Below are 21979 nucleotides of genomic sequence, written 5' to 3'. Positions count from 1 at the left end.
ATAACCGTCCTTTACAATTTTTTTAAGTAATATATTTTAAGTATTGCTCCAATTGTCAACTGCACGAACCCTGCTGCAAATAATGTATAGAACACTACTTCATTAAAATAACTTCCTACAATTCCAGCTGCAAACATTAAAATGGACATAATCATGATCATCGGCATTCCCGCTTTACTCCGAATTGCCTTCAATCTTTCATCATGCTCTTTATTGTACAGCATCTTTAATTGTATTTCGTCATTTAATACTCTACTCAACCGTATAATCTGGATAACCGCCATTATTGCTAGTGCAATCATACTTCCGAATGACTGTCCGTCAACCATCCCATCCTTGAAATCACCGCTTTTCAAGATATCAAACACGCCACCAAACACATCATAGATCACCACAAAAGTTGCTACGAATACATAGCATTTAAATATAAATATTCTCTTTTTTATCTTGCTCTTAAATTCTTCCATATGCGCCTCCAATCATCCATCTACCTCCGAAAAATCAAACACTTCTTCAATTGATAGCTCAAAATAATGTGCTATTTTATATGCCAACAATAACGATGCTGTATATTTCTCAACCTCAATTGATGTAATCGTTTGTCTTGTAGTCCCGACTTCCAATGCCAATTCTTCTTGAGACATTTTTCTTGCTTTTCGCAGTTCTCTAATTTTTGATTTCACTGTTACTCTCTTTCCATTTGTCGCATAGTTTACTTTGCATTTTTAGTATAGTTAGCTTTGCATAAAATGTCAAGTTGATTTTAAATTTAAGTTTATCTATTCTGATTTTTAAATTAAGTTTATCTATATAATTTAATATGGTACTATAAATTTATACAGTGATGAGAAGGTATATATGGAGGTATTTATGGAGCGCAGAAATTATACAGATATACAGGTTATTGAATATGATATTAACAGTGACGTTTCAACTATACTATTGCAAGAATTATCTAGTAAATTACATCAAATCACTGAAAATAGTGGAGAGGCTAGCTTTAACAAGAAAGATATCGAAGGTGAAAAGTCCATATTTGTAGTTGCAATATGTTGGTCGTAAAGAAGCAGTATGTTTCGAGAAAAAATTAAATATATAATTCAAGTTAATTAAATTCATATTTTCATTAACCTAACCATTTCATTTTATCATTATTTTCCTTCTTTAACTTCAATTCCACCCCATTCAACAACTGTAAATCCGGTCCTTGTAAATGGTTCCAGCTTCTGCTCTTTTACTACAACAGATTCCTCTAACGGCTTATATAGCATCATTATCCTTAAAACCGAATCAGGTTCTGGATTTATTGTAAGCTTTGCAAGTTCTTCATAATCTTTTCCCGCAAATGTGATCAGATTAAATTTGTTCTCCTGAAGAATAGGAAGCCAATAGACTATGAATTCATTATATTCTCTTGGTGTTAATCCCATATACTCCAGTTTTTCCTGAAGAAATCGAGCCGTATCACTTCCTGCAACCACGAATCCTTTGGACATATCCCAGTTTACATCAGCAACGCCTTCCCAATATAGGTATGAATATTCTCTATTATCTTTTATGTTTCTCAATGTTCCATCTTGTTTCGCTATTACATTCCATCCATCTTGATACTCCGGATATGTACATGTAAGTTCACCATTATAGTCTAATTTTACGTTGACCTTGCGTTCTTCCATTGGATAGAGATAGATTACAGGTTTGCTACATAACATGTCTTGATAAGCTCTCGTTTTAGTGCATTCTTCGTTTACACTAGAATCTTTCGTTACACTGGAATCTTTCGTTTCACTAGATTCTTTCGTTACACTAGAATCTTTCGTTTCACTAGAATCTTCAGTTTTACTTATAATAGACGTACAACCTGTTACAGTTAAAACACATACTAAAATTGCAATCAAAATACTTGTTTTTTTCATAACACCCTCATTTCTAATTAGCGTTGTACTAATTCTCGTTTACATTTACTTGTCATCAATTTTTCTAAACACCCTTCACCTTGTTTAATAACCTACTCTGTCAAAATAAAACTGTCAATACGGGTACTTATTTTTTCAATTCTTTGTGCAAAACTTAAATTAGCAAACTCCCGACACAATTTATTCTCATTTCCAGCTAGATATATATTTTGATTTGAACTTTCAGCAACGATACTTCCATTTGATTCATAAAAGATACAGCTCCCAGAGGCATAATTTATCGAATTTAATTGTGGCACCATATCTTGATCGATTGATATTGACAATCCACTTGTCACTACCATAATGCTAACGTTTAAAATAACTTTATCATTATCGAATACCGGGTAATGAAATATTCCATCTTGGTCATCTCGGTCTAATTCATAAATTATAAATGGAGTACCAATTGTTAAATTGTTCAAGTTACTTGGCTTAATATTAAAAATATCTAACATCGATTTAACTACTTCAAGCATATTATTATAAGGTTCGTAATCGTATTTCGTAACTATACCAGAAATTTTATTTGTTATAAGGGAGAGATTTTGCTCGAAAACATTGCTAGCTATAATGTTTTCATTTGATTTTATGATCCTAGTAGGCAGATTTGAATTATTTGCATAAGCTACAGATTCTACAGCTCCTATTCTCTGATCATTTAAAGTATCATTATATCCGGCCCCTCCATCAACATTTTCAACTGAAGCATCTGAATTTTTCAATGTGTTTTTATCCTGCATAGCACCATTATTTGCAATTTCCCCTTCTGCGCTTGCTGATGAAACAATTGATTTTCCCTCCACAAAATACGACGGATCTTGCTGTGGCATCTGTGTAATAGCAATGTAGCCTACTATAATTACTACTGCAGCAAATGAAGTTACAGAATAGACTACTTTTTTCTGTCTACTTTTATGTATCTTATATTTATTTATCCTTTCAATAATATTTTCAGTCTGTTCTTTAAAATCTCTCATCAAAAAAGTCCTCCTTTTCTAATACAGCTTTAAGCGCTTGTTTTGCTCTATAAGTAAGATTTTTGATTTGTTTTGTATTCTTTTTAAGTACAACAGCGGCCTCATCATAACTCATGTCCTCAAAATACACCAAATATATCGCATCTTGGTAGTCTGTATTTATCATATGAAGTGCATTGTGGATTCTTCGTTTTCGCTCATCTTTTAAAATTATATCCTCAAGATTACACTTATCTAACAATTCGTTTTTTACATCTTCAATAGGCGTCAAACGGGTTCTAGACTGTTTTCGCAAGTAATCAATTGCATTATTGCGCCCAACCTTAAACAGCCATGTTTTGAACGAAAATATCTCTTTGAAATGGTTTTTATGAACCATTATTTCAAAGAAAGTTTCAGCCGCCAAATCCTCTGCTACTGTTATGTTATTTACATATCCATTTAAAAAAAATATCAAATTATCATTATACATCTCAACCAACTCTTCAAGTCCGCTTTCGTCACCCTCTAGAAAACGATGGTAGCTACTTGCACCGTTATCCATATTATCCCTCTCATTTTCTGTATTTTTATTATTCACTTATTAAGCGTTTAAAAATGGAAAAAGTCTCACTGATTTTTTCTATTTTGCATTTGCACCTTTTGCATAATTTGCATATATTTTTTACTGAGAACTTTAAGGACCGTTCCCTTCAGCACAACATCACTTTACCAGTGAATCAAAAATTGTATCTGCCGTTTTCAACTGTTCCTTATTAAACGCAAAATTTGAATCTAATTTTATTATCATACCATCATACTCAAACAAATAGTGATGGCCATTTTCTTCATAATACCATGCCTTATCAGCTTTTAAACCCTCCACACTGGTTGCCAAATCAAAATCATACATTATACCATAGGTTCTAAAAACTCCAGTTTTTGCATCCTTCATCAGTCTATTATAAATAATAGGAAAATCCGTTCTGTATATATAATATTTTATCTCCCTATCATCAGTAGCTCCTGCCCTTGAAGATTCTGAATAATAGTCCAAGGACATTAAAAACTTGCCGTCATTATTATGATCAGTATTATTCTCATTTCCATTTGCTTCAATATTTGCTTCAATATTTGTTTCTATTCCTATAGCAGACAATGTTAATGGTATTTCATTTTCATTAGTTGCCTTTCTATTCATTCCCGATATTATAAACATACTCCATATAACTATAAAAAATAATAAAAATACAAATGGAATTACAAATTGTGCAATTGCATTGTCACTTGATTTTAACTTTTTCTTTTGTGCTATCTTTGAGATACCATTAATTAGTGGGAACATCGCAAGCACCACTAACCAAAGGAACCCAATACCTGCAGCTTCTAATTGACCCAGCATAATCCATGCAACAAGCCCACCAACGGACCATATTCCAAAAATTGTGCCTATCATAAAGTAACCTGCCTTTATTGTCATATATTTACGAGGAATAATTCCATCCCCTAATTCTACACTCTTCTTACATCTCTTTTTCCAAAGAACCCACCGAATAGTTCTAGTCATTGCCATCAAAATACATAACAACCAAATTACAACGGTTGATAATGCCGCAAACGATAATTCGACTGAATTTCGATTAACCGTTATACTCATTACTAAATTTAAGAACCCGATTATTGGCAACAGCACAGATCCTATCCATAATGTTGTGCGACTCATCTTACATATTACATCAAATTTCATATTGTCATCTGTTTCAATTGGCGTCAAATTCAAATCTTCTGAATAGAAAATCTGAATTTTTCCTGCTGCACATATAAAATTCCAACCTGCCTTTTCACAAAATTCAATATACTCCATATTATGTTCATTAGGAAATGTATCATAGTTTGATGCCTTATCAAATATTTCTACAGCAAAATTGAGTGTTTTCCCCTCTATCTTCTTAAAGACGAACTTATTTCCCTCTTTTTCAACTAACATCCATCCTCTTGCAGCTAAATCCTCTAACTCCTTTTTCGTAGCCTCAAGATTATCTGGCATCATTCGTACCTGTTTTTTCAAAATATTATCATTTCTCATATTAACATTCCCCCTTATTCTATCGAATTCTCTCGTCCAAATTTTTTATAGTCCTCTAATTGCTGAGTTAACCTAGATATTTCATTACTTAATATTTTCTGGCCCTCTTGTGTGATAATATAACTTCTTTTTCTTCCCTCAACTGCAGTTTCCCTAATCAAGTTATTCTTTTCAAATTCCCCTAATATAGTGTAGAGTGTTCCTGAGCCTACACTTATTCTTCCCTCAGTCATATTCTGAATTTTATCCATAATATCAATTCCACAATATTCTTCTTCTAGTGATAGTAAAATATAAAACATTTGCTCTGTTAAAGTTTCAAACTTTTTTCGTGCCATGTTGAACTCCTCGTTTCTCGAATACGTATATCGATTATCTGTATTATATGTCTATGTCGAATATCGATATTGAATATCTACATTGTATACTCGAATATCGATATTGTCAATATTATTATTCATAGTATTAAATTTTCACAAATCCCTTTGCATAACTACGACAGTGTAGTTTTCTTTTTCAACCTCAATACCAGTAGGGATGAATTTATTTTTAGTCCAAAATTTCTCACTTTGTAAATTGCCTTTTACAAATCCCAGACGCGCACAACCGTAGCCTTCCTTTTTGAGAAAATTTAAAGCATCATTTATGATTTTAGTTCCAATTCCAATTCCCTGATACTCTTTATTCAGCATAAATAAACCAATGAATATTGTATTATTATTGGGATATTCTATAATCAAATCCATAATTGCGATCAATTGATTTTCTTTATAAAACCCCACGAAATGCTTATCATCCATAGCTTTACCTGGCGGAAAGGCAGTCAAATCTTCCTTCACATTTTCAATTGTTGGTTCTGATTTCATATATATATAGTAAGTTGGATTCCCTTTACAAAGAATATATACATCCCAAATATCTTCTTCTAAAATTTGTTTCACTTTATAACAAGAAGATAGATGTTTTAACATAAGTTTCATTATAGTTTGTCCTCTTTTCTATAAATTCTGATTCGATAATTTCCTTCATTCTATGAGCTGGCACTGTTATAATACCTAATCCCTTTTTTCCAAATTATACTTGTGATTATAGTAAAAACCACAACAACGATAATTCCATATGGTAAAACACAGTAAAATATGAATTTATACACTCCATAAAACGCAATCCCCGGAAGTTGCATGCATAATTCTAGACCTGCCTCTTCTATCCTTGTAATATTAGAATTAGAAATTACGAAAAATGAGATAGAACGTATAATAACTTCTAATTCATAATATAGAATTGTCATCACTATCCCACGATATAACTATAGTGTCCTCCAAACAATCTTCTGTATTACTACTGAATAAACTCATTACTACTTCTTGAAAGGTCAAACTCCGATTATTCATCATATAGGACTATGAAATCTATTCGTTACAAATAACTATCATTTTTTTAAATATATTAAATATATAAAAGCGCTTAAAGCTTTTCTAAATCAAATATATCGGAATAATTAAATTCTCATTATCTACCGCCGATAACTTTTGTTTCATGCAAACAACCGCACCTTTTCCACGCGTTACAGATGCTTTATCTAGTAAATGAAACGCTTTTACCAGTTCACTCAACTGTTTTTGCATTACTCCACTTTGTCAGGTAGCATACCAGGCCTGTGTCATAAAAATATAGTTTTGGTGTTTTTACAAGACGCTTAAGCATATTGTTTGAATATGGATGAAGATAAAAAATAACACCTAATGTTTCAAGAATATTTAACCAATTTTTCGCCTGGACTTGGTTAATATCAGCATCCATTGCAATATCGGAAATATTTTGCATCTGAGAGCATCTAGCTGCTACTGCAGTCATAAATCTAACGAATTTCAATGCATCGATTGAATCTGACAATTCTCTAACATCCCTTTCAATATAGGTACTAATGTAGCTATTATAGAAAATATTACTATTGACATATGTCCCATTTACAATAGATGGCATTGAACCCTTAAATATTCTTTGAAAAATCTCTTCTGTATCAGCGCTTTTCCTTTCTGCCATCTTTTCATTAAGAACACTCAGATCTACTTGAAATGGGGTATTAATTCCACCATATATCTCAGACTGGGATAATGTTGTCATATTAAGCAGCGCCACCCTTCCGGCCAATGATTCGCTAACACCTTTCATTAGTTTGAAAATCTGAGAACCTGTAAGCCAAAAATCACCTGCTTTATGATTATTATCCACCAATATTTTAATATATGAAAAAAGTTCTGGAGCATACTGTACTTCGTCAATTAGCACCGGATGTTTATGAATTTGGAAAAACATATCTGGGTCACTTTTTGCAAGCGCACGTTCATTTAAATCATCTAAAGTAACATAGTTTTTATCAGTTCCCTCCATCAATTTTTGAAGCATTGTTGTCTTTCCAACCTGTCTTGGTCCTGTAATTAAAATTGCGGGATATTGTTTGGTTAATTCTATAACAATACTTTCCAAACTTCTCTGTCCCCTCACACCACCGTGAGTACCGTTTGGTACACGGTGGTTCAATAGACTTATCTTAATCATAAATATCTTTCGCTTAACTTTATGGACGTTCCCTGTGGATACAAGGAATAAACCCGATTCCAATATTAGTTACGTATCTATTTTCTGTCAAACTTCAAATTATAAGCATCCGTCAGATAGTATTGAGTATTTGAAATTTTTAATCTAAGAGTACCTTTGTCATCCTTTTTCAAACCAAAATATACAGTGGATTCAATATCGTTTGTATCAAGAGTTGAAGAGTACCCTCCACCCTGAATTGTTCCCCAAAAGTTTATTCTATTAAACCGAACACTAAACATTATAAGATTACTTCGCTTATTATCATAATTAATATTCAACACTAGGCTACCGTTCTCGCCGCCTTCTGTGTTGACTCTTTTAACACTAACGATTGTCATAGTATCAATCCCCCCTTTATGTAATCGGTTATTATATACATTCGTAAAAATTGTAGTAAATCTGACACTATTAAATAACGATATGGCTGACAATTCCAAACTTTTCATGTCTATAAACTCTGAACCTTGTATCTTTTTAAGTATGCGTAGAAAAAATTGCGTACTGTTATCTACATACTGCTTGTAGCAGTCCGATAACATAATCGATTCTAAAGCCTTAGACATGGATAAAAATAAGAAAATCAGTTCTTTGGGCCGTTTCATCTACACCGCTTTTGCAGCTATCGTATCTATAGATGCTCCGTCATACCCTTTTTTATAAATTTATCAATCGCAGCAACAAGAATATTTTCAATCCTTCATGCTAATAATTAGTAATACTCTCTGTTGCCTACAAATACATCATAAATTCTTTGATATCTATAACCTTTTTTAATTACGATACTATCTTTAACGAGAATCTCCATTTCAACTAATTGATTAATAATATTTGATACTACATTTACAGATACTCCCGATTCATCCTGTACTTCTTTTTTAGTAAATACTATCTGACGCATTATTACGGGCATTATTTTATAAACAGAATTCCCTTTAATGGATTCTATCTTCTTCATATCTTCTTTATATATTGCTTTAATTCTATTTATTTTATTTATATTTGAACTACACTGATCAATTACACATTGCAAAAAGAATTTAATAAATCCTGCCAAATTACCTCGTCTACTTTCCATCAAATACCTCTGATATGATGGCTTATACAGTTCAATAACCTCTGATAAGTATAATATTGGTCTTTCTTCTTCTAGCATTGCCATTTGTATTGGAATCAATGCTCTTCCAACACGTCCATTCCCATCTTTGTATGCATGGATCGTCTCAAATTGTGCATGTGATATTGCGACATTTATCAGTAATGGGTCGATAAATGCATCATTCATATATTCATACAAATTATTCAATAGTTCTATGACATTTTCTGGTGCTGGAGGAATAAACGTAGCTCCGTCCATTCCCACCCTACGTGGTCCAATCCAATTCTGAGTTTTTCTTATTTCCCCTGGCGTTTTTTCAGAACCTCTAACACTATTTAAAAGAATCTTGTGCATATTATTAACTAAATACATATTAATCACTTTTTGTTTTCCTAGTTCATCATATGCAAATTCTATTGTTTTCTTTAAATTTTGTATTTCTAGATTATCATCGGTCTTCTCTAAATACTTTAAATAATACATTTCATCCTGTGATATCTGCGTGCCTTCAATCTGTGTTGATTTATAACTTTCATTTAACAGAACAGAATCAAGGAAATATTTTGAATCAAACTCTAAAGTATTAAGTAATGATTTGTATTCTCCATATTTTTCATTTGATTCTGCTAATAATCTAAGTAATTCTTTATCTATTTTATATTCTAATGGCAATCTTTTTGCTTGAAATGGTTCCATTTTTGTCCCTCCTTGTCATCTTTAGTTATATTATACCCGAATTTTATATAAAAATCACTGTATTATTTATTTTTAGTGATTTTTTTTATTTTATCGCAGGATATTTACACAATATACTTCCTATTTCTTTATGCGAAACAGCAAAAACGTCCCAAGACAACTGTCTTGGGACGTGAACGTAAACTTCGTTTTCTTGAACCTTTTTGAATTCATTTCAAATTATTCTTAATATTCTCAGTTATCTGATTAACAAGATCCATGATTTGATCTACCGCATATCCATTATAAGGAACAAAAGGACCATCTTTATCCCCAAGATTTCTTATTTTATAAACAGCGCTCCCTCTAAAGGATACTATCTTTTTCATGTCTTCTTTATATTTAAGACTGATGTTACTTTCGTAATCTCTTTTCTATCAATGAGCTATACTAATTCTAAAATTTTTTCATTTGTTAAATCTAATGCAACTTTTATCAAAATCGTTTTATCTCTTGATACTATCTCACAACAACTCTCTTTAAGATTTCTTGGACTCACAATAATTCTCAAAGGAACACCAAGCAGATCCGCATCTGAAAACATAACACCAGCACTAACGGCTCTGTCGTCATAAATCACTTCAATTCCACTACTTAGCAACTCCTCGTACAAGTTATTTGCACATTCTTTTACAGCATTATCATCAGATCGTACAGCACAAATATGAACTTGCCAAGGTGCAATTGCCATAGGCCATATTGGACCAAAGTCATCATGATGCACCTCACAAACTGATGCTGCAAGTCTACCAATCCCAATGCCGTAACATCCCATAATAGGATATTGGATAGTTCCTTCTTTATCAATGTAGGTCATGTTCATTGATTTTGTATATTTTGTACCTAGCTGAAATATATTTCCTACTTCAATGCCACGGGATATGGAAATTGATTCTTTACCGCAACATGGACAAATACCACCATCTTGAATTTTTACAAAATCATGATACATAACATTTCCGATATCTCGCTGTATATCAAGTCCAGTGTAGTGATACTCAATTACATTTCCACCGCAAACTAAATTATTTGTGTTTTCAAGGGACTTATCATACAAAACCGAATAGTTATTATTCAACAAATATGGTCCAATATATCCCGCAGCCAGCTCACACTCATCTACAATAGTCGCTGCATGAATATCAAATCCAAGATGATTAGTCAGTTTCGTTTCATTAACGTCAAGATCCCCTCTAATTAAAACTACAATATATGAATCATCACTATTTCTCTGATATGCAACAGCCTTACAACTTTTTTCTTTGGTAATATTAAAAAATCCGCAGACTTCCTCTATTGTATGAATATTTGGTGTATGCACAAGCGTAATCTTGTTCGAAACAGTATCTCTTTCGTTGTAAATAACACTATCAGCCGCTTCCATATTCGCCTTATAGCCGCAACCTCTGCATATTACTATAGAGTCCTCACCAATTGATGTCATAAGCATAAATTCATGAGAAATATTCCCTCCCATCATTCCGGAGTCAGATGCAACTGAAATCACTTCCGGAATTCCAACTCTGGTGAAAATTCGTTCATAAGCATGATGACAGCGGTCATAGTAATCTCCCAAATCACTCTGACTTGTGTGAAATGAATAAGCATCTTTCATCGTAAATTCTCGTACGCGAATCAAACCACCTCTTGGTCTGGCTTCGTCACGGAACTTTGTTTGAATCTGATACACCATAAATGGATATTTTGAGTAACTTTGAGCATAGTCACGTACAAGTTGAACAGCGGCTTCTTCATGTGTCATACCTAGTACAAGTGGATTTTTATTTCTATCATTGAATCGCACAAGTTCACTCCCTATACTTTCATACCTGCCAGATTCCTGCCAGAGAGAAGCCGGCATAACAACCGGAAACTGAACTTCCTGTCCATCAATTCCATCCATTTCTTCTCTAATGATTTGTTCAATTTTACGAGTTATCCTTTTCAAAGGCAAAAGTGATGAATAAATGCCATTCCCAACATACTTCATATAACCGCCACGAATCATAAGTGCATGACTATCAATTACACAGTCACTTGGTCTTTCCTTAAATCTTTCACCAACAAGCTTCTCAAACTTCATAATCAATACCTCCAAATTTATTTTTGAATACAAAAAAAGCCCTAAGCACGACAAACACTCATGCTTAGGGCGAACTATAATCAAGTCCGTGGTACCACCTAAATTTGGAATCATTCCACTCTCTTGGTACGAAGCAATTGCTTGATACCTTATCTCTGTAACGGGAGAACCCGGTGACACTTACTAAAAAAGAAATAGCTTTTTGTTCGGTTAACAGCTCAAAGATAGGTTGGGCATCTCTTCATTAAAGGCTCGCACCTACCGCCTTTTCTCTGAAAATCCAAAATGCTTACTAATTCTTATCATAGCTTTGTATTCAATTTAGGCTAATGTATCACAAATATATTTAAAAGTCAACATTGTCATTCAACTTACGTTGATTGGTTTGAAATATTTCTTGTTTGGGGAAATGATTACTTTTCGTGGTCGGACGTTACCTGCGAATACAAGAAACAACCTCACATCCGCTTCGCTTCTGTTCGGTCATTTCTTGCATTCCAATGAACCAAATTGCATATAAAAAGCCCTCGAAATGCAAGCATTCCAGGGCTTTTTGTCTGCGATTTGATTCGCAGGTATCTGCTTATCTCTTTGAAAATTGTGGAGCTTTTCTTGCTGCTTTAAGGCCGTATTTTTTACGTTCCTTCATTCTTGGATCTCTTGTTAAGTATCCGGCTTTTTTAAGGGATGCGCGATATGTTTCTGTATCACAATCCAATAAAGCTCTAGCAATACCATGTCTTACAGCACCAGCTTGGCCTGTGTATCCGCCACCACGAACGGTTACAATTGCATCAAACTTGTCTGTATTCTCTGTTAATGTTAAAGGCTGACGAACGATAACTTTAAGTGTTTCGATACCGAAATAATCATCGATTGTTCTCTTGTTTATAGTAATAATACCTGTTCCAGGTACTAAATATACTCTTGCGATACTGCTTTTTCTTCTACCTGTTCCGTAAAATCTTCCTTTTACGTTGCTTGTCTTAGCCACTGTTATATCCTCCTTATTCGTTCTTTAGATTAAAATGTTAATACTTCTGGTTTTTGAGCTGCTTGTTCATGATCTGGTCCAGAGTATACATGAAGTTTTGTGTACATTTCTCTTCCTAAAGGTCCTTTTGGAAGCATTCCCTTAACAGCAATTTCGATTACTCTTGCAGGGTTCTTTGCCTGTAATTCTCTTAGTGTTGTTTCTTTCATACCACCAACATAATCTGAATGATGATAATAAATCTTTTGATCTAATTTCTTACCTGTTACTACGATTTTATCAGCATTGATTACGATAACGTTATCACCAGTATCCATATGTGGTGTATAAGTTGGTTTGTTCTTTCCTCTTAATACAGTTGCTATATGTGATGACATACGTCCTAAAGTACATCCTGTAGCATCTACTACATACCATTTTCTATCAATTGTTGATGGACTAGCCATAAAACTTTTCATTGGTTTACCTCCTGAAATAATTGTTAACTTGTTTATGATAAATGTTTTACCGGGGCATTGGTTTAACATTTTCAATCTTTGTCACATTTTTAAATTATATAACACTAGACCACGTGTGTCAATTACTTTTTCGCTTTTTTTTATAAATTGTCTAATATTATAAAAATTGAATTTCTACTAATGTAAGGCCTTCCGGTGGAGCTGTCGGCCCTGCTAATGTTCTATCATTAGAGTCAAGCATCTCTTTCACCTTTATAGGCTCATAATGGCCTGTTCCTGCCTGTATTAGTGTTCCGGCTATAATACGTACCATATTATACAAAAAGCCGTTTCCTGTCACTTTAATGGACACCACATCATCACGCTTGTAAATATCAACTGCATATATAGTTCTAACTGTTGTTTCAGTCTGCGTGCGTGCTGAGCAAAAGCTTTTAAAATCGTGCTCACCCACAAGATATTTTGCCGCATCTTTCATAACATCTATATCTAAACTATATGTAAAGAAGTAACTATCGAATCTTTTGGATGGTATAGGAAACTGTCTATTCAATATTTTATACTCATAAGTTTTTCTTGTATCACAATGCCTTGGATGAAAATCTTTCTCCACCTCACAAGAATCTTGAATCGTAATGTCATCTGGCAACAAGGTATTTAATGCATATGAAAACCTGTCTCCTGGAATCGTTGAATCTGTATCAAACACAGCAACATTTCCAAGTGCATGAACTCCTGAATCAGTTCTACTTGCGCCTATTATCTTAATTTCTTCACCTAGTAACTTGGACAATTTATCATTTAACACTTTTTCCACGGTATCTGCATTGGGCTGTATCTGCCAACCACAATAATTAGTTCCATCATAGGCTACTACTAGTTTAATTCTTTTCAAATCGAACTGCCTCCTAGGTAAACACTAGCAATAATCATTATCACCAAATAACCGATCAATATACCATAGGCACTTATATCGGCCTTATTGTACTTTAACGGTTTCATCTTAGTTCTTCCTTCGCCACCATGATAGCATCTAGCTTCCATAGCCATCGCAAGATCATTTGCTCTACGAAACGCTGATACAAATAATGGTACAAGTACCGGAATCATTGCTTTAGCTCTTTTCATCAATCCACCGGTTTCGAAATCTGCACCTCTTGCGCTCTGTGCTTTCATGATTTTATCTGTTTCTTCAATTAAAATAGGTATAAATCTAAGTGCGATTGACATCATCATTGCGATTTCATGTACTGGGATTTTAATATGATTTAAAAATCCAAGACTTTTCTCAAGTCCATCTGTGAGGTTATTTGGCGTTGTCGTCAATGTCATTATTGAGGACCCGATGATAAGATACATTAGCCTTACTATCATAAATCCTGCCAGCACTAAGCCTTCCATCGTTATCTTAATTTTCCATATCGTAACAATCGGCTCACCCGGCGTCAAAAATATATTAAATACTGCACTAAATATTAGCAAAAACAATATCGCCTTTAATCCCTTTATCATATATATAAATGGAACCTTCGATATCTTTATCACGGACGCTAAAAATATTGTTGCCATCAAATATAGCCAGATATTCCTTCCGAGAAAAATTGATATAATAAATATCATTGTACCAAATAGTTTTACTCTTGGATCTAGCTTGTGGATTATTGAATTGGATTGATAATATTGTCCAATTGTAATATCTCTTAACATAACACGTAAGTATCCCTTCTATTGATTCTAATACTCTATTGGTACTAAAACTCTATATGACTCTAATACTCTATTGGTTCTAACACTCTATTGACATTAATACTCTATTGGTTCTAACACTCTATTTATTTTGATTTATTAATTCTAATTTATTGACTCTAACGCATTTTCAACGCCTTTAAAATGCTATCTGTAGCCTCTTCAACTGTAATCGCATCTGTATCGACTGGAAATCCTGCCTTTTTAAGATCATTCATTATATAAGTTACTTCTGGTGCTGCTAGCCCAATTTTTTCAAGTTCTTTATAATGGCTAAATATCGTCTTTGGTACGTCGTCATATATTAACTCACCTTTATTCATTACAATGATTCTTTCAACATACTTTGCAACGTCTTCCATACTATGTGATACCAATATAACAGTAATTTTCATTTCATCATGCAATTTCTTAATATAGTCAAGTATCTCATCGCGGCCCTTCGGATCAAGTCCTGCAGTTGGTTCATCCAAAATCAACACTTGTGGTTTCATTGCTAGCACACCAGCAATTGCAGCACGACGCTTTTGTCCACCTGACAAATCAAATGGTGACTGATAATATAGACTTTCATCAAGTCCTACCATTCTTAATGCTTCAAAGGCTCGCAATTCAACCTCTTTTTTGGTTAATCCCAAATTTGATGGCCCAAAGCAAACATCTTTAAATATATCTGTTTCAAATAATTGATGCTCTGGATATTGAAATACAAGACCTACCTTACTTCTAAGCTCTTTCATTTTAAAACCTTTTTCGTAGATATCTTTACCATCAAAATATATATTCCCGCTTGTCGCCTTAATCAACCCATTCAGGTGCTGAATAAATGTTGATTTTCCAGAGCCTGTATGTCCAATCAGACCAATAAACTGACCATCTTCAATTACGCAGCTTATATCAATTAAAGCTTGTTTTTCAAAACCAGATCCTATTTCATATGTGTAATTTATTTTATTTACTATAATTGACATTAAAAGTTCACTGCTCCTATCAAAATTATTGTTTATTTCATAACCACATTTACTTATTTCATCGTTACTGTGATAAGCTCATCAATCAATTCCTGCGTTGTAAGAATTCCATCTTTGAGCGGCACACCATTTTTTTTCAATTCATATGCAACTTCTGTTACTTGCGGCACATCTAAACGCAACTCTTTTAATTGTTCTACTTGTGAAAATATTATTCTTGGCGTACCTTCCATTACTATATCACCTTGATCCATTACGTATATTCTATCTGCATCTATTACTTCATTCATATAATGTGTAATCAGTATAATTGTCACATTTTCTTGTATATTTAATTCATGTAAAGTTTTGATGACTTCTTTTCTACCCGATGGGTCTAGCATTGCTGTTGGTTCATCAAGAATAATACACTTGGGCTTCATTGCTAAAATTCCCGCAATCGCAACTCTTTGTTTTTGTCCACCTGATAACTTCGTAGGTGATGATTTTCTATACTCATACATCCCAACCGCTTTGAGACATTTTTCTACTCTAGTCCATATTTCCTGCGTTGGTACACCAATATTTTCTGGCCCGAATCCAACTTCTTCCTCCACTAACGTACAAATCATTTGATTATCTGGATTCTGAAATACCATACCCGCTGTCTGTCTAATATCTAAAATTCTTTCTTCATCAGACGTATCTATACCATCTACCCATATTGTTCCCTCTGTTGGATATAGGAGTGCGTTCATGTGTTTCGCCAGCGTAGATTTACCTGATCCATTATGCCCTAATATCGCAATAAATTCACCTGGTTTAATATCTATGCTTACGTTATTGACAGCTTTGGTAATACCCTCCACATTGTCATTTTCATCACGTCGTATATATTCAAATGTTAGGTCTTTGGTTCTTATAATTCCCATAGTAAGCTTTCAGCCTCCTAAATATGTGTTTATTTTCGGTTTATTTTTGGTAATTTGTGTTTTATTATAACATATTTATAGTATGTGATATATAAAATTTTTAATAAATTAAATTATGAAGACATTAAGAAGCAAAACCGTAATTCAAAGTGCACCTAATTTCCTTGTAGAAATAAAAAAAAGCAAGCAGAAATGAATTAAATTCACATTCTACTTACTTCTCATATATAATAGTTCTTAAACTAATTCAAGAACTACTTCCATAGCTGCATCGCCTTTTCTCAAGCCGATTTTAACTATTCTTGTATATCCACCGTTACGATCAACATACTTAGGAGCGATTTCGTCGAATAATTTAGCAACCAAATCAATTTCCTTTGTATTTCTCTTCTTACCAGCAACTGCTTTAGGAACATCAGTAACTGTGTAAATTTCCTTAATTATAAGCTTTCTAGCATTTAAGCGAGATGCATTGTCTTTTTTGATTGTCTTCTCAACATTATCAAATACAGTAACTTTCTTGCCGTCAACAACTTCTTTCACTCTTTTGCCGTCTTTATCTTTTTTAGGAACTTTAGCTGTAACTGTAACAGTTTCAAAATTATCTTTTTCCCTAACTGCTAATGCAACAAGGTGATCAACAATTTTACGTACTTCTTTTGCTCTTGCTTCTGTAGTAACAATTCTACCATGATAGATAACTGCTGTTACTTGGCTTCTTAATAAAGCCTTTCTTTGGCTTGAAGATTTTCCAAGCTTTCTATACATTGCCATTCTAAATTTACCTCCGTTTGGGAACACATATTATGCTTCTTCGGACTTACTGAATATGTGCTTTGTAGTCTTTCGAACTATAAAAGTATTAAAATTAATTAATCTTCGTTTGGACTAAGTGATAATCCAAGTTCTTTAAGTTTTGCAAAAACTTCTTCTAAAGATTTACGTCCAAGATTTCTAACTTTCATCATATCATCTGAAGTCTTATTACATAATTCTTCAACTGTATTGATTCCAGCTCTCTTGAGACAATTGTACGAGCGAACAGATAATTCAAGTTCATCAATGCTCATTTCAAGCACTTTCTCTTTTTCATCTGTTTCTTGTTCAACCATAATCTCAGCTGTTCTTGCATTCTCTGATAAATCAATAAATAAGCTTAAATGTTCACTAAGAACTTTTGCTGCTAAACTTACTGCTTCATCAGGAGCTAATTTACCATTTGTGAATACATCTAATGTAAGCTTATCATAATCTGTAACCTGACCAACACGAGTATTCTCTACAGCCATATTCACACGTTCAACTGGTGTGTAAATAGAATCTATTGCAATTACTCCAACAGGCATATCATCGTTCTTGTTCTTATCTGAACTAACATATCCTCTGCCTTTTGTAATTGTTAATTCCATAAATAATTTACAGTCAGTGCCACCATTTAAAGTAGCTATAACTAAATCTGGGTTAACAATTTCAATATCAGAATCTGCCTGAATGTCAGACGCTTTTACAACGCCTTCACCTTCAAATTCAATATAAGCTGTCTTGGGTTCATTTGTGTCGCTGTTATTTCTGATAGCTAAATTCTTGATGTTCATAATAATCTCAGTTACATCTTCTTTAACACCTGGAATTGAACTGAATTCATGCAAAACGCCTTCAATTTTAACATGGCTTACAGCTGCTCCTGGTAATGAAGAAAGCATAATTCTTCTAAGTGAATTACCAAGTGTTGTGCCGTAACCTCTCTCAAGTGGTTCTACAATAAATCTTCCGTATTTGTTATCTTCAGAGATAGATGCAATCTCAATTTTAGGTTTTTGAAAATCAAACACTATTTAGCCCCTCCTTTATGGGTAATGAAGTATACTTCATAATTAATAATCACAATTGACTATTTTGAATATAATTCGACGATAAGCATCTCATTAACAGGAGCATCAATTACTTCTCTTGCAGGTAACTGTTTAATAGTACCTTTAAGTGCTTCAGCATCTGCTTCAAGCCATTCTGGAACAAGTCTACCGTGAGTAGAATCTAAAATCAGTTGATATCTAACTGATGTCTTAGATTTTTCTCTAATTTCAACTGTATCGCCAGCTTTTACTAAGTATGAAGGTATATTAACTCTCTTACCGTTTACTAATATATGCTTATGATCAACAATTTGTCTTGCTTCTTTTCTTGTACGAGCAAATCCTAATCTGAAAACTACATTATCAAGTCTGAGTTCAAGTAAAGTCATTAGGTTTTCACCTGTCATACCACTCATTTTCTCAGCTTTTTTATAGTAATTTCTGAAAGGTTTTTCTAATACGCCATATATAAACTTAGCTTTTTGTTTTTCTCTAAGCTGAAGACCGTATTCACTAACTTTTCTACCTGCGTTCTTAGCTTTTCTCTTTGATTTTTTATCTATTCCTAAATAAGTAGGTTCTAAACCGAGAGCTCTACATCTCTTGAGAACAGGAACTCTATTAACTGCCATTCTTCCTTATACCTCCTATTAAACTCTTCTTCGTTTTGGTGGACGGCATCCATTATGTGGAACTGGAGTAACATCCTTGATGCTTGTAACTTCAAGACCGCAAGCTGAAAGTGCACGAATTGCTGCTTCTCTTCCTGAACCTGGTCCTTTTACCATAACATCTACCGACTTTAAGCCATGAACTAAAGCTGCTTTTGTAGCAGTTTCAGCTGCCATCTGTGCAGCATAAGGAGTAGATTTCTTAGAACCTCTAAACCCAAGACCACCAGCACTTGACCATGAAAGCGCATTGCCTTCTGTATCTGTTAAAGTAACGATTGTATTATTAAATGATGACTGAATGTGTGCTTGTCCTCGTTCAACGTTTTTCTTAACACGCTTCTTTGTCACTTTTTTTGTCACTTTTTGAGCCATTTTTAAACTAACCTCCCTTATGATTTTCCTTTACAGGTTATTCATAAATTCTATTATTTCTTCTTATTAGCAACTGTTTTCTTAGGACCTTTACAAGTTCTTGCATTAGTCTTAGTCTTCTGACCTCTAACTGGAAGTCCTTTTCTATGACGAATGCCTCTATAGCATCCAATCTCTTTTAATCTCTTAATATTCAATGAGATTTCTCTTCTTAAATCACCTTCAACTATTTGTCCTGTAGCTTCAATAGCATCACGAATTCTGCCTACTTCTTCATCTGTTAAATCTTTGATACGAGTATCAACATTAACATTTGCTTCTGCTAGAATACGAGTAGCGCTAATTCTTCCAATACCATAAATATAAGTAAGTCCGATTTCAACGCGTTTTTCTCTTGGTAAATCTACACCTGCGATACGAGCCATGTGCCTATTACACCTCCATTAGTTATTAATTAGTATTGTTTCATAAGATTCATTAAACGTAGCTCACCAATCTGATTGGCGCCTGAAATGTGTACGCAAACATATCTTACATAAGTTATATATCATAGTAATTTAATCGCTGACAACTATGCCTAGTGATTCATTACTGCAGCCGCAAAACAAAATTATTTCTTGCATTGCAAAAAATAACGGCACAAACATGAGAAGCTCTCTTTCACTTCTAAAATGGGCATTAACCCTGTCTTTGTTTGTGTTTAGGGTTCTCACAGATTACTCTGACTGCACCCTTTCTCTTAATGATTTTGCATTTTTCACATATTGGTTTTACTGATGATCTAACCTTCATAGCAAAATCCTCCTTTCAAAAAAAGTACGTTTCACATTATAGCATATTTTTAATACTATTTTCAAGTAAAACTTTAAAATAACTGAAACTTTTTTTTAAACTACATATATATCAACAATAATTATGATAAATCATAATTATCAAAGACCAATTAAATACCTATTTATACATAAAAATATAATACTAAAGTCAACTTATCACTCTAAATTATACGTGCTTTGGTCAAAATCCTAATATGATTTGACTATTTATCTCTCCAGATAATACGACCTTTGGTCAAATCATATGGTGAAAGTTCGATAGTCACTTTATCACCAGGCAAAATTCTGATAAAGTTCATACGTAGCTTTCCGCTTATATGAGCTAATACCTGATGTCCGTTTTCTAATTCAACTTGAAACATTGCATTAGGCAATTTTTCAATAACTTTTCCTTCAATTTCAATAACGTCAGCTTTTGACATTTGTGTTCCTCCTTCTAAATATAATGCTACCTATTAAATAATATTAATTTAGTTTCAAATTATTTTTATATAGCTTAATGGCTCTTTTTATATCTTCATTTATTAATAATTTATTTTGACTAAGTTTTGTTTTAATGGCTTGGTCAATGTGTATTATGATTTGAACATGCTTCTTTTTCTTCTTTTTGGGCTTATCAACGGTTTTTGATTTACCGTCCGCCAAATATACATATTCTGAATCATTATTAATTATTACATAAATTTCATTGCAATCATGACCAGCCCTTGATACTCCAAAGTATCCTATCCCATCTCTATTATCCATATTTCTCCTGTGCATGTTCTGTATGCATTGTGCATGTTCTGTATGCATAGTATATGCATTATATGCACTAAGTATATCACAGAGTTGATCTCAATACCACTTTCGTAGCATTTATAATCAGAGGCGTGAATGAAAACATCATTCACAATTACCTAAGTGATAATATTTCTGGACCGTCCTTTGTTATTAGTACGGTATTTTCATAATGAGCAGATAGTGAACCGTCAGTTGTTACAACTGTCCAATCGTCATCAAGCCATTTCACACTAAAGTGTCCAGCATTAATCATTGGTTCTATGGCAAATGTCATACCTGATAGTAACTTTATGCCTCTTCTATTTTGTGTAAAGTTAGGAATCTGCGGATCTTCATGAAGACTAGTTCCAATCCCATGACCTACTAGGTCTCTTACCACTCCATATCCAAAACTTTCTACATATGTTGCAATCGCATTTGATATTTCATACAAATGGCATCCCTCTTTTGCGAATTTGATTCCTTCAAAAAAGCTTTGTCTTGTAACATCTATAAGTTGCTGTGCTTCCTTGCTTATGTTTCCAACAGCAAATGTTCTAGCAGCATCTGAATGATATTTTTTGTGTATTACTCCTGCATCTAAGCTAACGATATCACCTTCATGAAGCACCCTTTTTCTTGTTGGTATTCCATGAACAACTTCATCATTAACTGATATACATATTGATGCCGGATAACCATTGTAATTTAGAAATGAAGGAATACAATCATAACTTCTAATTATTTCTTCACCAATCTGGTCAATATGTTTTGTTGTAATTCCAGGCTCGATTATTTTTTCAAGTTCGTCAAGTACCGTTGCAAGAATCACTCCGGCTTCCTTCATTAGTTCTATTTCTCTTTGAGATTTTATTGATACTGACATA

Annotated in this window: 31 protein-coding genes and 1 other annotated feature; of the genes, 1 reads left to right on the top strand and 30 read right to left on the bottom strand. The window is 33.4% G+C overall.

The genetic code is table 11. The annotated features are described in order from the left end of the window. Nucleotides 1-11 precede the first annotated feature (11 nt). Both BMY18_RS07305 and BMY18_RS07300 read right to left on the bottom strand, forming a co-directional pair. Nucleotides 12-467, bottom strand: a complete 456-nt coding sequence (locus BMY18_RS07305; protein WP_092452099.1) for a hypothetical protein — start codon at nt 465-467, stop codon at nt 12-14. A gap of 12 nt (nt 468-479) precedes the next feature. Beyond that, nucleotides 480-683 carry a helix-turn-helix transcriptional regulator gene (locus tag BMY18_RS07300; RefSeq protein ID WP_092452097.1) on the bottom strand — a complete coding sequence of 68 codons (204 nt, stop codon included), beginning with the start codon at nt 681-683 and terminating at the stop codon, nt 480-482. 187 nt (nt 684-870) lie between these two features. On the opposite strand from BMY18_RS07300, the gene BMY18_RS07295 reads away from it, so the two are divergent. Beyond that, nucleotides 871-1062 carry a hypothetical protein gene (locus BMY18_RS07295; RefSeq protein ID WP_092452095.1) on the top strand — a complete coding sequence of 64 codons (192 nt, stop codon included), beginning with the start codon at nt 871-873 and terminating at the stop codon, nt 1060-1062. Between the two features lie 89 nt (nt 1063-1151). On the opposite strand, the gene BMY18_RS21370 is transcribed toward BMY18_RS07295, so the two are convergent. The 28 genes from BMY18_RS21370 to map form a co-directional block, all read right to left on the bottom strand. Beyond that, nucleotides 1152-1916, bottom strand: coding sequence for a hypothetical protein (locus tag BMY18_RS21370; protein WP_092452093.1), 765 nt, complete (start codon nt 1914-1916; stop codon nt 1152-1154). A 92-nt stretch (nt 1917-2008) separates the two neighbouring features. Continuing rightward, nucleotides 2009-2935, bottom strand: coding sequence for a hypothetical protein (locus tag BMY18_RS07285; protein ID WP_092452091.1), 927 nt, complete (start codon nt 2933-2935; stop codon nt 2009-2011). After that, nucleotides 2922-3479 (bottom strand): RNA polymerase sigma factor, encoded by a 558-nt coding sequence (locus BMY18_RS07280; RefSeq protein WP_092452089.1) that lies wholly within the window; start codon nt 3477-3479, stop codon nt 2922-2924. The genes BMY18_RS07285 and BMY18_RS07280 overlap by 14 nt, the downstream gene beginning before the upstream one ends. Before the next feature lie 159 nt (nt 3480-3638). Beyond that, the gene (locus BMY18_RS07275; RefSeq protein WP_092452087.1) at nt 3639-5000 is read right to left on the bottom strand and encodes a DUF2812 domain-containing protein; all 1362 of its coding nucleotides are present in this window, start codon (nt 4998-5000) and stop codon (nt 3639-3641) included. Nucleotides 5001-5014: 14 nt separating this feature from the next. Continuing rightward, nucleotides 5015-5338 (bottom strand): PadR family transcriptional regulator, encoded by a 324-nt coding sequence (locus tag BMY18_RS07270; RefSeq protein WP_092452085.1) that lies wholly within the window; start codon nt 5336-5338, stop codon nt 5015-5017. A 135-nt stretch (nt 5339-5473) separates the two neighbouring features. Next, nucleotides 5474-5980: a GNAT family N-acetyltransferase gene (locus BMY18_RS07265; protein WP_092452083.1), complete on the bottom strand. Its 507-nt coding sequence runs from the start codon at nt 5978-5980 to the stop codon at nt 5474-5476. 50 nt (nt 5981-6030) lie between these two features. Then, nucleotides 6031-6291: a hypothetical protein gene (locus tag BMY18_RS07260; RefSeq protein ID WP_092452081.1), complete on the bottom strand. Its 261-nt coding sequence runs from the start codon at nt 6289-6291 to the stop codon at nt 6031-6033. 187 nt (nt 6292-6478) lie between these two features. Beyond that, nucleotides 6479-6628, bottom strand: a complete 150-nt coding sequence (locus BMY18_RS21625; protein WP_330385956.1) for a hypothetical protein — start codon at nt 6626-6628, stop codon at nt 6479-6481. Further along, nucleotides 6609-7562 carry an ATP-binding protein gene (locus BMY18_RS07255; RefSeq protein WP_330385955.1) on the bottom strand — a complete coding sequence of 318 codons (954 nt, stop codon included), beginning with the start codon at nt 7560-7562 and terminating at the stop codon, nt 6609-6611. The genes BMY18_RS21625 and BMY18_RS07255 overlap by 20 nt, the downstream gene beginning before the upstream one ends. 77 nt (nt 7563-7639) lie before the next feature. Further along, complete coding sequence (locus BMY18_RS07250) at nt 7640-8206, bottom strand: hypothetical protein (protein WP_092452079.1); 567 nt, start codon at nt 8204-8206, stop codon at nt 7640-7642. Between the two features lie 107 nt (nt 8207-8313). Further along, nucleotides 8314-9396: a Fic family protein gene (locus tag BMY18_RS07245; protein WP_092452077.1), complete on the bottom strand. Its 1083-nt coding sequence runs from the start codon at nt 9394-9396 to the stop codon at nt 8314-8316. Between the two features lie 209 nt (nt 9397-9605). Beyond that, nucleotides 9606-9764: a hypothetical protein gene (locus BMY18_RS21000; protein ID WP_170841330.1), complete on the bottom strand. Its 159-nt coding sequence runs from the start codon at nt 9762-9764 to the stop codon at nt 9606-9608. 56 nt (nt 9765-9820) lie between these two features. Next, nucleotides 9821-11518, bottom strand: a complete 1698-nt coding sequence (locus tag BMY18_RS07240) for a proline--tRNA ligase (protein ID WP_092452075.1) — start codon at nt 11516-11518, stop codon at nt 9821-9823. A gap of 62 nt (nt 11519-11580) precedes the next feature. Next, nucleotides 11581-11833: a binding site (T-box leader), on the bottom strand. Between the two features lie 268 nt (nt 11834-12101). Continuing rightward, complete coding sequence (gene rpsI / locus BMY18_RS07235) at nt 12102-12512, bottom strand: 30S ribosomal protein S9 (protein ID WP_092452074.1); 411 nt, start codon at nt 12510-12512, stop codon at nt 12102-12104. Nucleotides 12513-12541: 29 nt separating this feature from the next. Further along, the gene (rplM, locus tag BMY18_RS07230; RefSeq protein WP_092452072.1) at nt 12542-12970 is read right to left on the bottom strand and encodes a 50S ribosomal protein L13; all 429 of its coding nucleotides are present in this window, start codon (nt 12968-12970) and stop codon (nt 12542-12544) included. 157 nt (nt 12971-13127) lie between these two features. After that, nucleotides 13128-13865, bottom strand: coding sequence for a tRNA pseudouridine(38-40) synthase TruA (gene truA / locus BMY18_RS07225; RefSeq protein WP_092452070.1), 738 nt, complete (start codon nt 13863-13865; stop codon nt 13128-13130). Then, nucleotides 13862-14677 (bottom strand): energy-coupling factor transporter transmembrane component T family protein, encoded by an 816-nt coding sequence (locus BMY18_RS07220; RefSeq protein WP_092452068.1) that lies wholly within the window; start codon nt 14675-14677, stop codon nt 13862-13864. The genes truA and BMY18_RS07220 overlap by 4 nt, the downstream gene beginning before the upstream one ends. Nucleotides 14678-14835: 158 nt before the next feature. Next, entirely contained in the window at nt 14836-15687 is an 852-nt protein-coding gene (locus tag BMY18_RS07215; protein WP_092452066.1) for an energy-coupling factor transporter ATPase, read from the bottom strand. Between the two features lie 53 nt (nt 15688-15740). After that, nucleotides 15741-16598, bottom strand: coding sequence for an energy-coupling factor transporter ATPase (locus tag BMY18_RS07210; RefSeq protein WP_092452064.1), 858 nt, complete (start codon nt 16596-16598; stop codon nt 15741-15743). Between the two features lie 237 nt (nt 16599-16835). Next, entirely contained in the window at nt 16836-17372 is a 537-nt protein-coding gene (locus tag BMY18_RS07205) for a bL17 family ribosomal protein (protein ID WP_092452062.1), read from the bottom strand. A 98-nt stretch (nt 17373-17470) separates the two neighbouring features. Beyond that, complete coding sequence (locus tag BMY18_RS07200) at nt 17471-18430, bottom strand: DNA-directed RNA polymerase subunit alpha (protein ID WP_092452060.1); 960 nt, start codon at nt 18428-18430, stop codon at nt 17471-17473. 59 nt (nt 18431-18489) lie between these two features. Beyond that, nucleotides 18490-19083: a 30S ribosomal protein S4 gene (gene rpsD / locus BMY18_RS07195; protein ID WP_092452059.1), complete on the bottom strand. Its 594-nt coding sequence runs from the start codon at nt 19081-19083 to the stop codon at nt 18490-18492. A gap of 18 nt (nt 19084-19101) precedes the next feature. Further along, nucleotides 19102-19497 carry a 30S ribosomal protein S11 gene (gene rpsK, locus BMY18_RS07190; protein WP_092452057.1) on the bottom strand — a complete coding sequence of 132 codons (396 nt, stop codon included), beginning with the start codon at nt 19495-19497 and terminating at the stop codon, nt 19102-19104. 53 nt (nt 19498-19550) lie between these two features. After that, complete coding sequence (rpsM, locus tag BMY18_RS07185) at nt 19551-19922, bottom strand: 30S ribosomal protein S13 (RefSeq protein ID WP_092452055.1); 372 nt, start codon at nt 19920-19922, stop codon at nt 19551-19553. Nucleotides 19923-20175: 253 nt separating this feature from the next. Further along, a complete protein-coding gene (gene rpmJ / locus BMY18_RS07180) occupies nt 20176-20289 on the bottom strand; it encodes a 50S ribosomal protein L36 (protein WP_040882016.1) in 114 nt (37 codons plus the stop codon). Between the two features lie 244 nt (nt 20290-20533). Further along, entirely contained in the window at nt 20534-20752 is a 219-nt protein-coding gene (gene infA / locus BMY18_RS07175; RefSeq protein WP_092452053.1) for a translation initiation factor IF-1, read from the bottom strand. A 43-nt stretch (nt 20753-20795) separates the two neighbouring features. Further along, nucleotides 20796-21077, bottom strand: coding sequence for a KOW domain-containing RNA-binding protein (locus tag BMY18_RS07170; RefSeq protein WP_092452051.1), 282 nt, complete (start codon nt 21075-21077; stop codon nt 20796-20798). A 148-nt stretch (nt 21078-21225) separates the two neighbouring features. Continuing rightward, nucleotides 21226-21978 carry a type I methionyl aminopeptidase gene (gene map / locus BMY18_RS07165; RefSeq protein ID WP_092452049.1) on the bottom strand — a complete coding sequence of 251 codons (753 nt, stop codon included), beginning with the start codon at nt 21976-21978 and terminating at the stop codon, nt 21226-21228. Nucleotide 21979 lies beyond the last annotated feature (1 nt).

This window comes from [Clostridium] fimetarium (assembly GCF_900111235.1).
GTDB classification, from domain to species: domain Bacteria; phylum Bacillota; class Clostridia; order Lachnospirales; family Lachnospiraceae; genus Clostridium_N; species Clostridium_N fimetarium.
Note: the sequence above shows the minus strand (reverse complement) of the source record. Positions and strands in the feature narration are given on the sequence as shown.

Coding starts and splice junctions, on each gene's coding strand:
- BMY18_RS07305 (WP_092452099.1), bottom strand. CDS start 467: ATGGAAGAATTTAAGAGCAAGATAAAAAAGAGAATATTTATATTTAAA.
- BMY18_RS07295 (WP_092452095.1), top strand. CDS start 871: ATGGAGCGCAGAAATTATACAGATATACAGGTTATTGAATATGATATT.
- BMY18_RS21370 (WP_092452093.1), bottom strand. CDS start 1,916: ATGAAAAAAACAAGTATTTTGATTGCAATTTTAGTATGTGTTTTAACT.
- BMY18_RS07285 (WP_092452091.1), bottom strand. CDS start 2,935: ATGAGAGATTTTAAAGAACAGACTGAAAATATTATTGAAAGGATAAAT.
- BMY18_RS07280 (WP_092452089.1), bottom strand. CDS start 3,479: ATGGATAACGGTGCAAGTAGCTACCATCGTTTTCTAGAGGGTGACGAA.
- BMY18_RS07275 (WP_092452087.1), bottom strand. CDS start 5,000: ATGAGAAATGATAATATTTTGAAAAAACAGGTACGAATGATGCCAGAT.
- BMY18_RS07270 (WP_092452085.1), bottom strand. CDS start 5,338: ATGGCACGAAAAAAGTTTGAAACTTTAACAGAGCAAATGTTTTATATT.
- BMY18_RS07265 (WP_092452083.1), bottom strand. CDS start 5,980: ATGAAACTTATGTTAAAACATCTATCTTCTTGTTATAAAGTGAAACAA.
- BMY18_RS07260 (WP_092452081.1), bottom strand. CDS start 6,291: ATGACAATTCTATATTATGAATTAGAAGTTATTATACGTTCTATCTCA.
- BMY18_RS21625 (WP_330385956.1), bottom strand. CDS start 6,628: ATGCAAAAACAGTTGAGTGAACTGGTAAAAGCGTTTCATTTACTAGAT.
- BMY18_RS07255 (WP_330385955.1), bottom strand. CDS start 7,562: ATGATTAAGATAAGTCTATTGAACCACCGTGTACCAAACGGTACTCAC.
- BMY18_RS07250 (WP_092452079.1), bottom strand. CDS start 8,206: ATGAAACGGCCCAAAGAACTGATTTTCTTATTTTTATCCATGTCTAAG.
- BMY18_RS07245 (WP_092452077.1), bottom strand. CDS start 9,396: ATGGAACCATTTCAAGCAAAAAGATTGCCATTAGAATATAAAATAGAT.
- BMY18_RS21000 (WP_170841330.1), bottom strand. CDS start 9,764: ATGAAAAAGATAGTATCCTTTAGAGGGAGCGCTGTTTATAAAATAAGA.
- BMY18_RS07240 (WP_092452075.1), bottom strand. CDS start 11,518: ATGAAGTTTGAGAAGCTTGTTGGTGAAAGATTTAAGGAAAGACCAAGT.
- rplM (WP_092452072.1), bottom strand. CDS start 12,970: ATGAAAAGTTTTATGGCTAGTCCATCAACAATTGATAGAAAATGGTAT.
- BMY18_RS07220 (WP_092452068.1), bottom strand. CDS start 14,677: ATGTTAAGAGATATTACAATTGGACAATATTATCAATCCAATTCAATA.
- BMY18_RS07215 (WP_092452066.1), bottom strand. CDS start 15,687: ATGTCAATTATAGTAAATAAAATAAATTACACATATGAAATAGGATCT.
- BMY18_RS07210 (WP_092452064.1), bottom strand. CDS start 16,598: ATGGGAATTATAAGAACCAAAGACCTAACATTTGAATATATACGACGT.
- BMY18_RS07205 (WP_092452062.1), bottom strand. CDS start 17,372: ATGGCAATGTATAGAAAGCTTGGAAAATCTTCAAGCCAAAGAAAGGCT.
- rpsD (WP_092452059.1), bottom strand. CDS start 19,083: ATGGCAGTTAATAGAGTTCCTGTTCTCAAGAGATGTAGAGCTCTCGGT.
- rpsK (WP_092452057.1), bottom strand. CDS start 19,497: ATGGCTCAAAAAGTGACAAAAAAAGTGACAAAGAAGCGTGTTAAGAAA.
- rpsM (WP_092452055.1), bottom strand. CDS start 19,922: ATGGCTCGTATCGCAGGTGTAGATTTACCAAGAGAAAAACGCGTTGAA.
- rpmJ (WP_040882016.1), bottom strand. CDS start 20,289: ATGAAGGTTAGATCATCAGTAAAACCAATATGTGAAAAATGCAAAATC.
- infA (WP_092452053.1), bottom strand. CDS start 20,752: ATGTCAAAAGCTGACGTTATTGAAATTGAAGGAAAAGTTATTGAAAAA.
- BMY18_RS07170 (WP_092452051.1), bottom strand. CDS start 21,077: ATGGATAATAGAGATGGGATAGGATACTTTGGAGTATCAAGGGCTGGT.
- map (WP_092452049.1), bottom strand. CDS start 21,978: ATGTCAGTATCAATAAAATCTCAAAGAGAAATAGAACTAATGAAGGAA.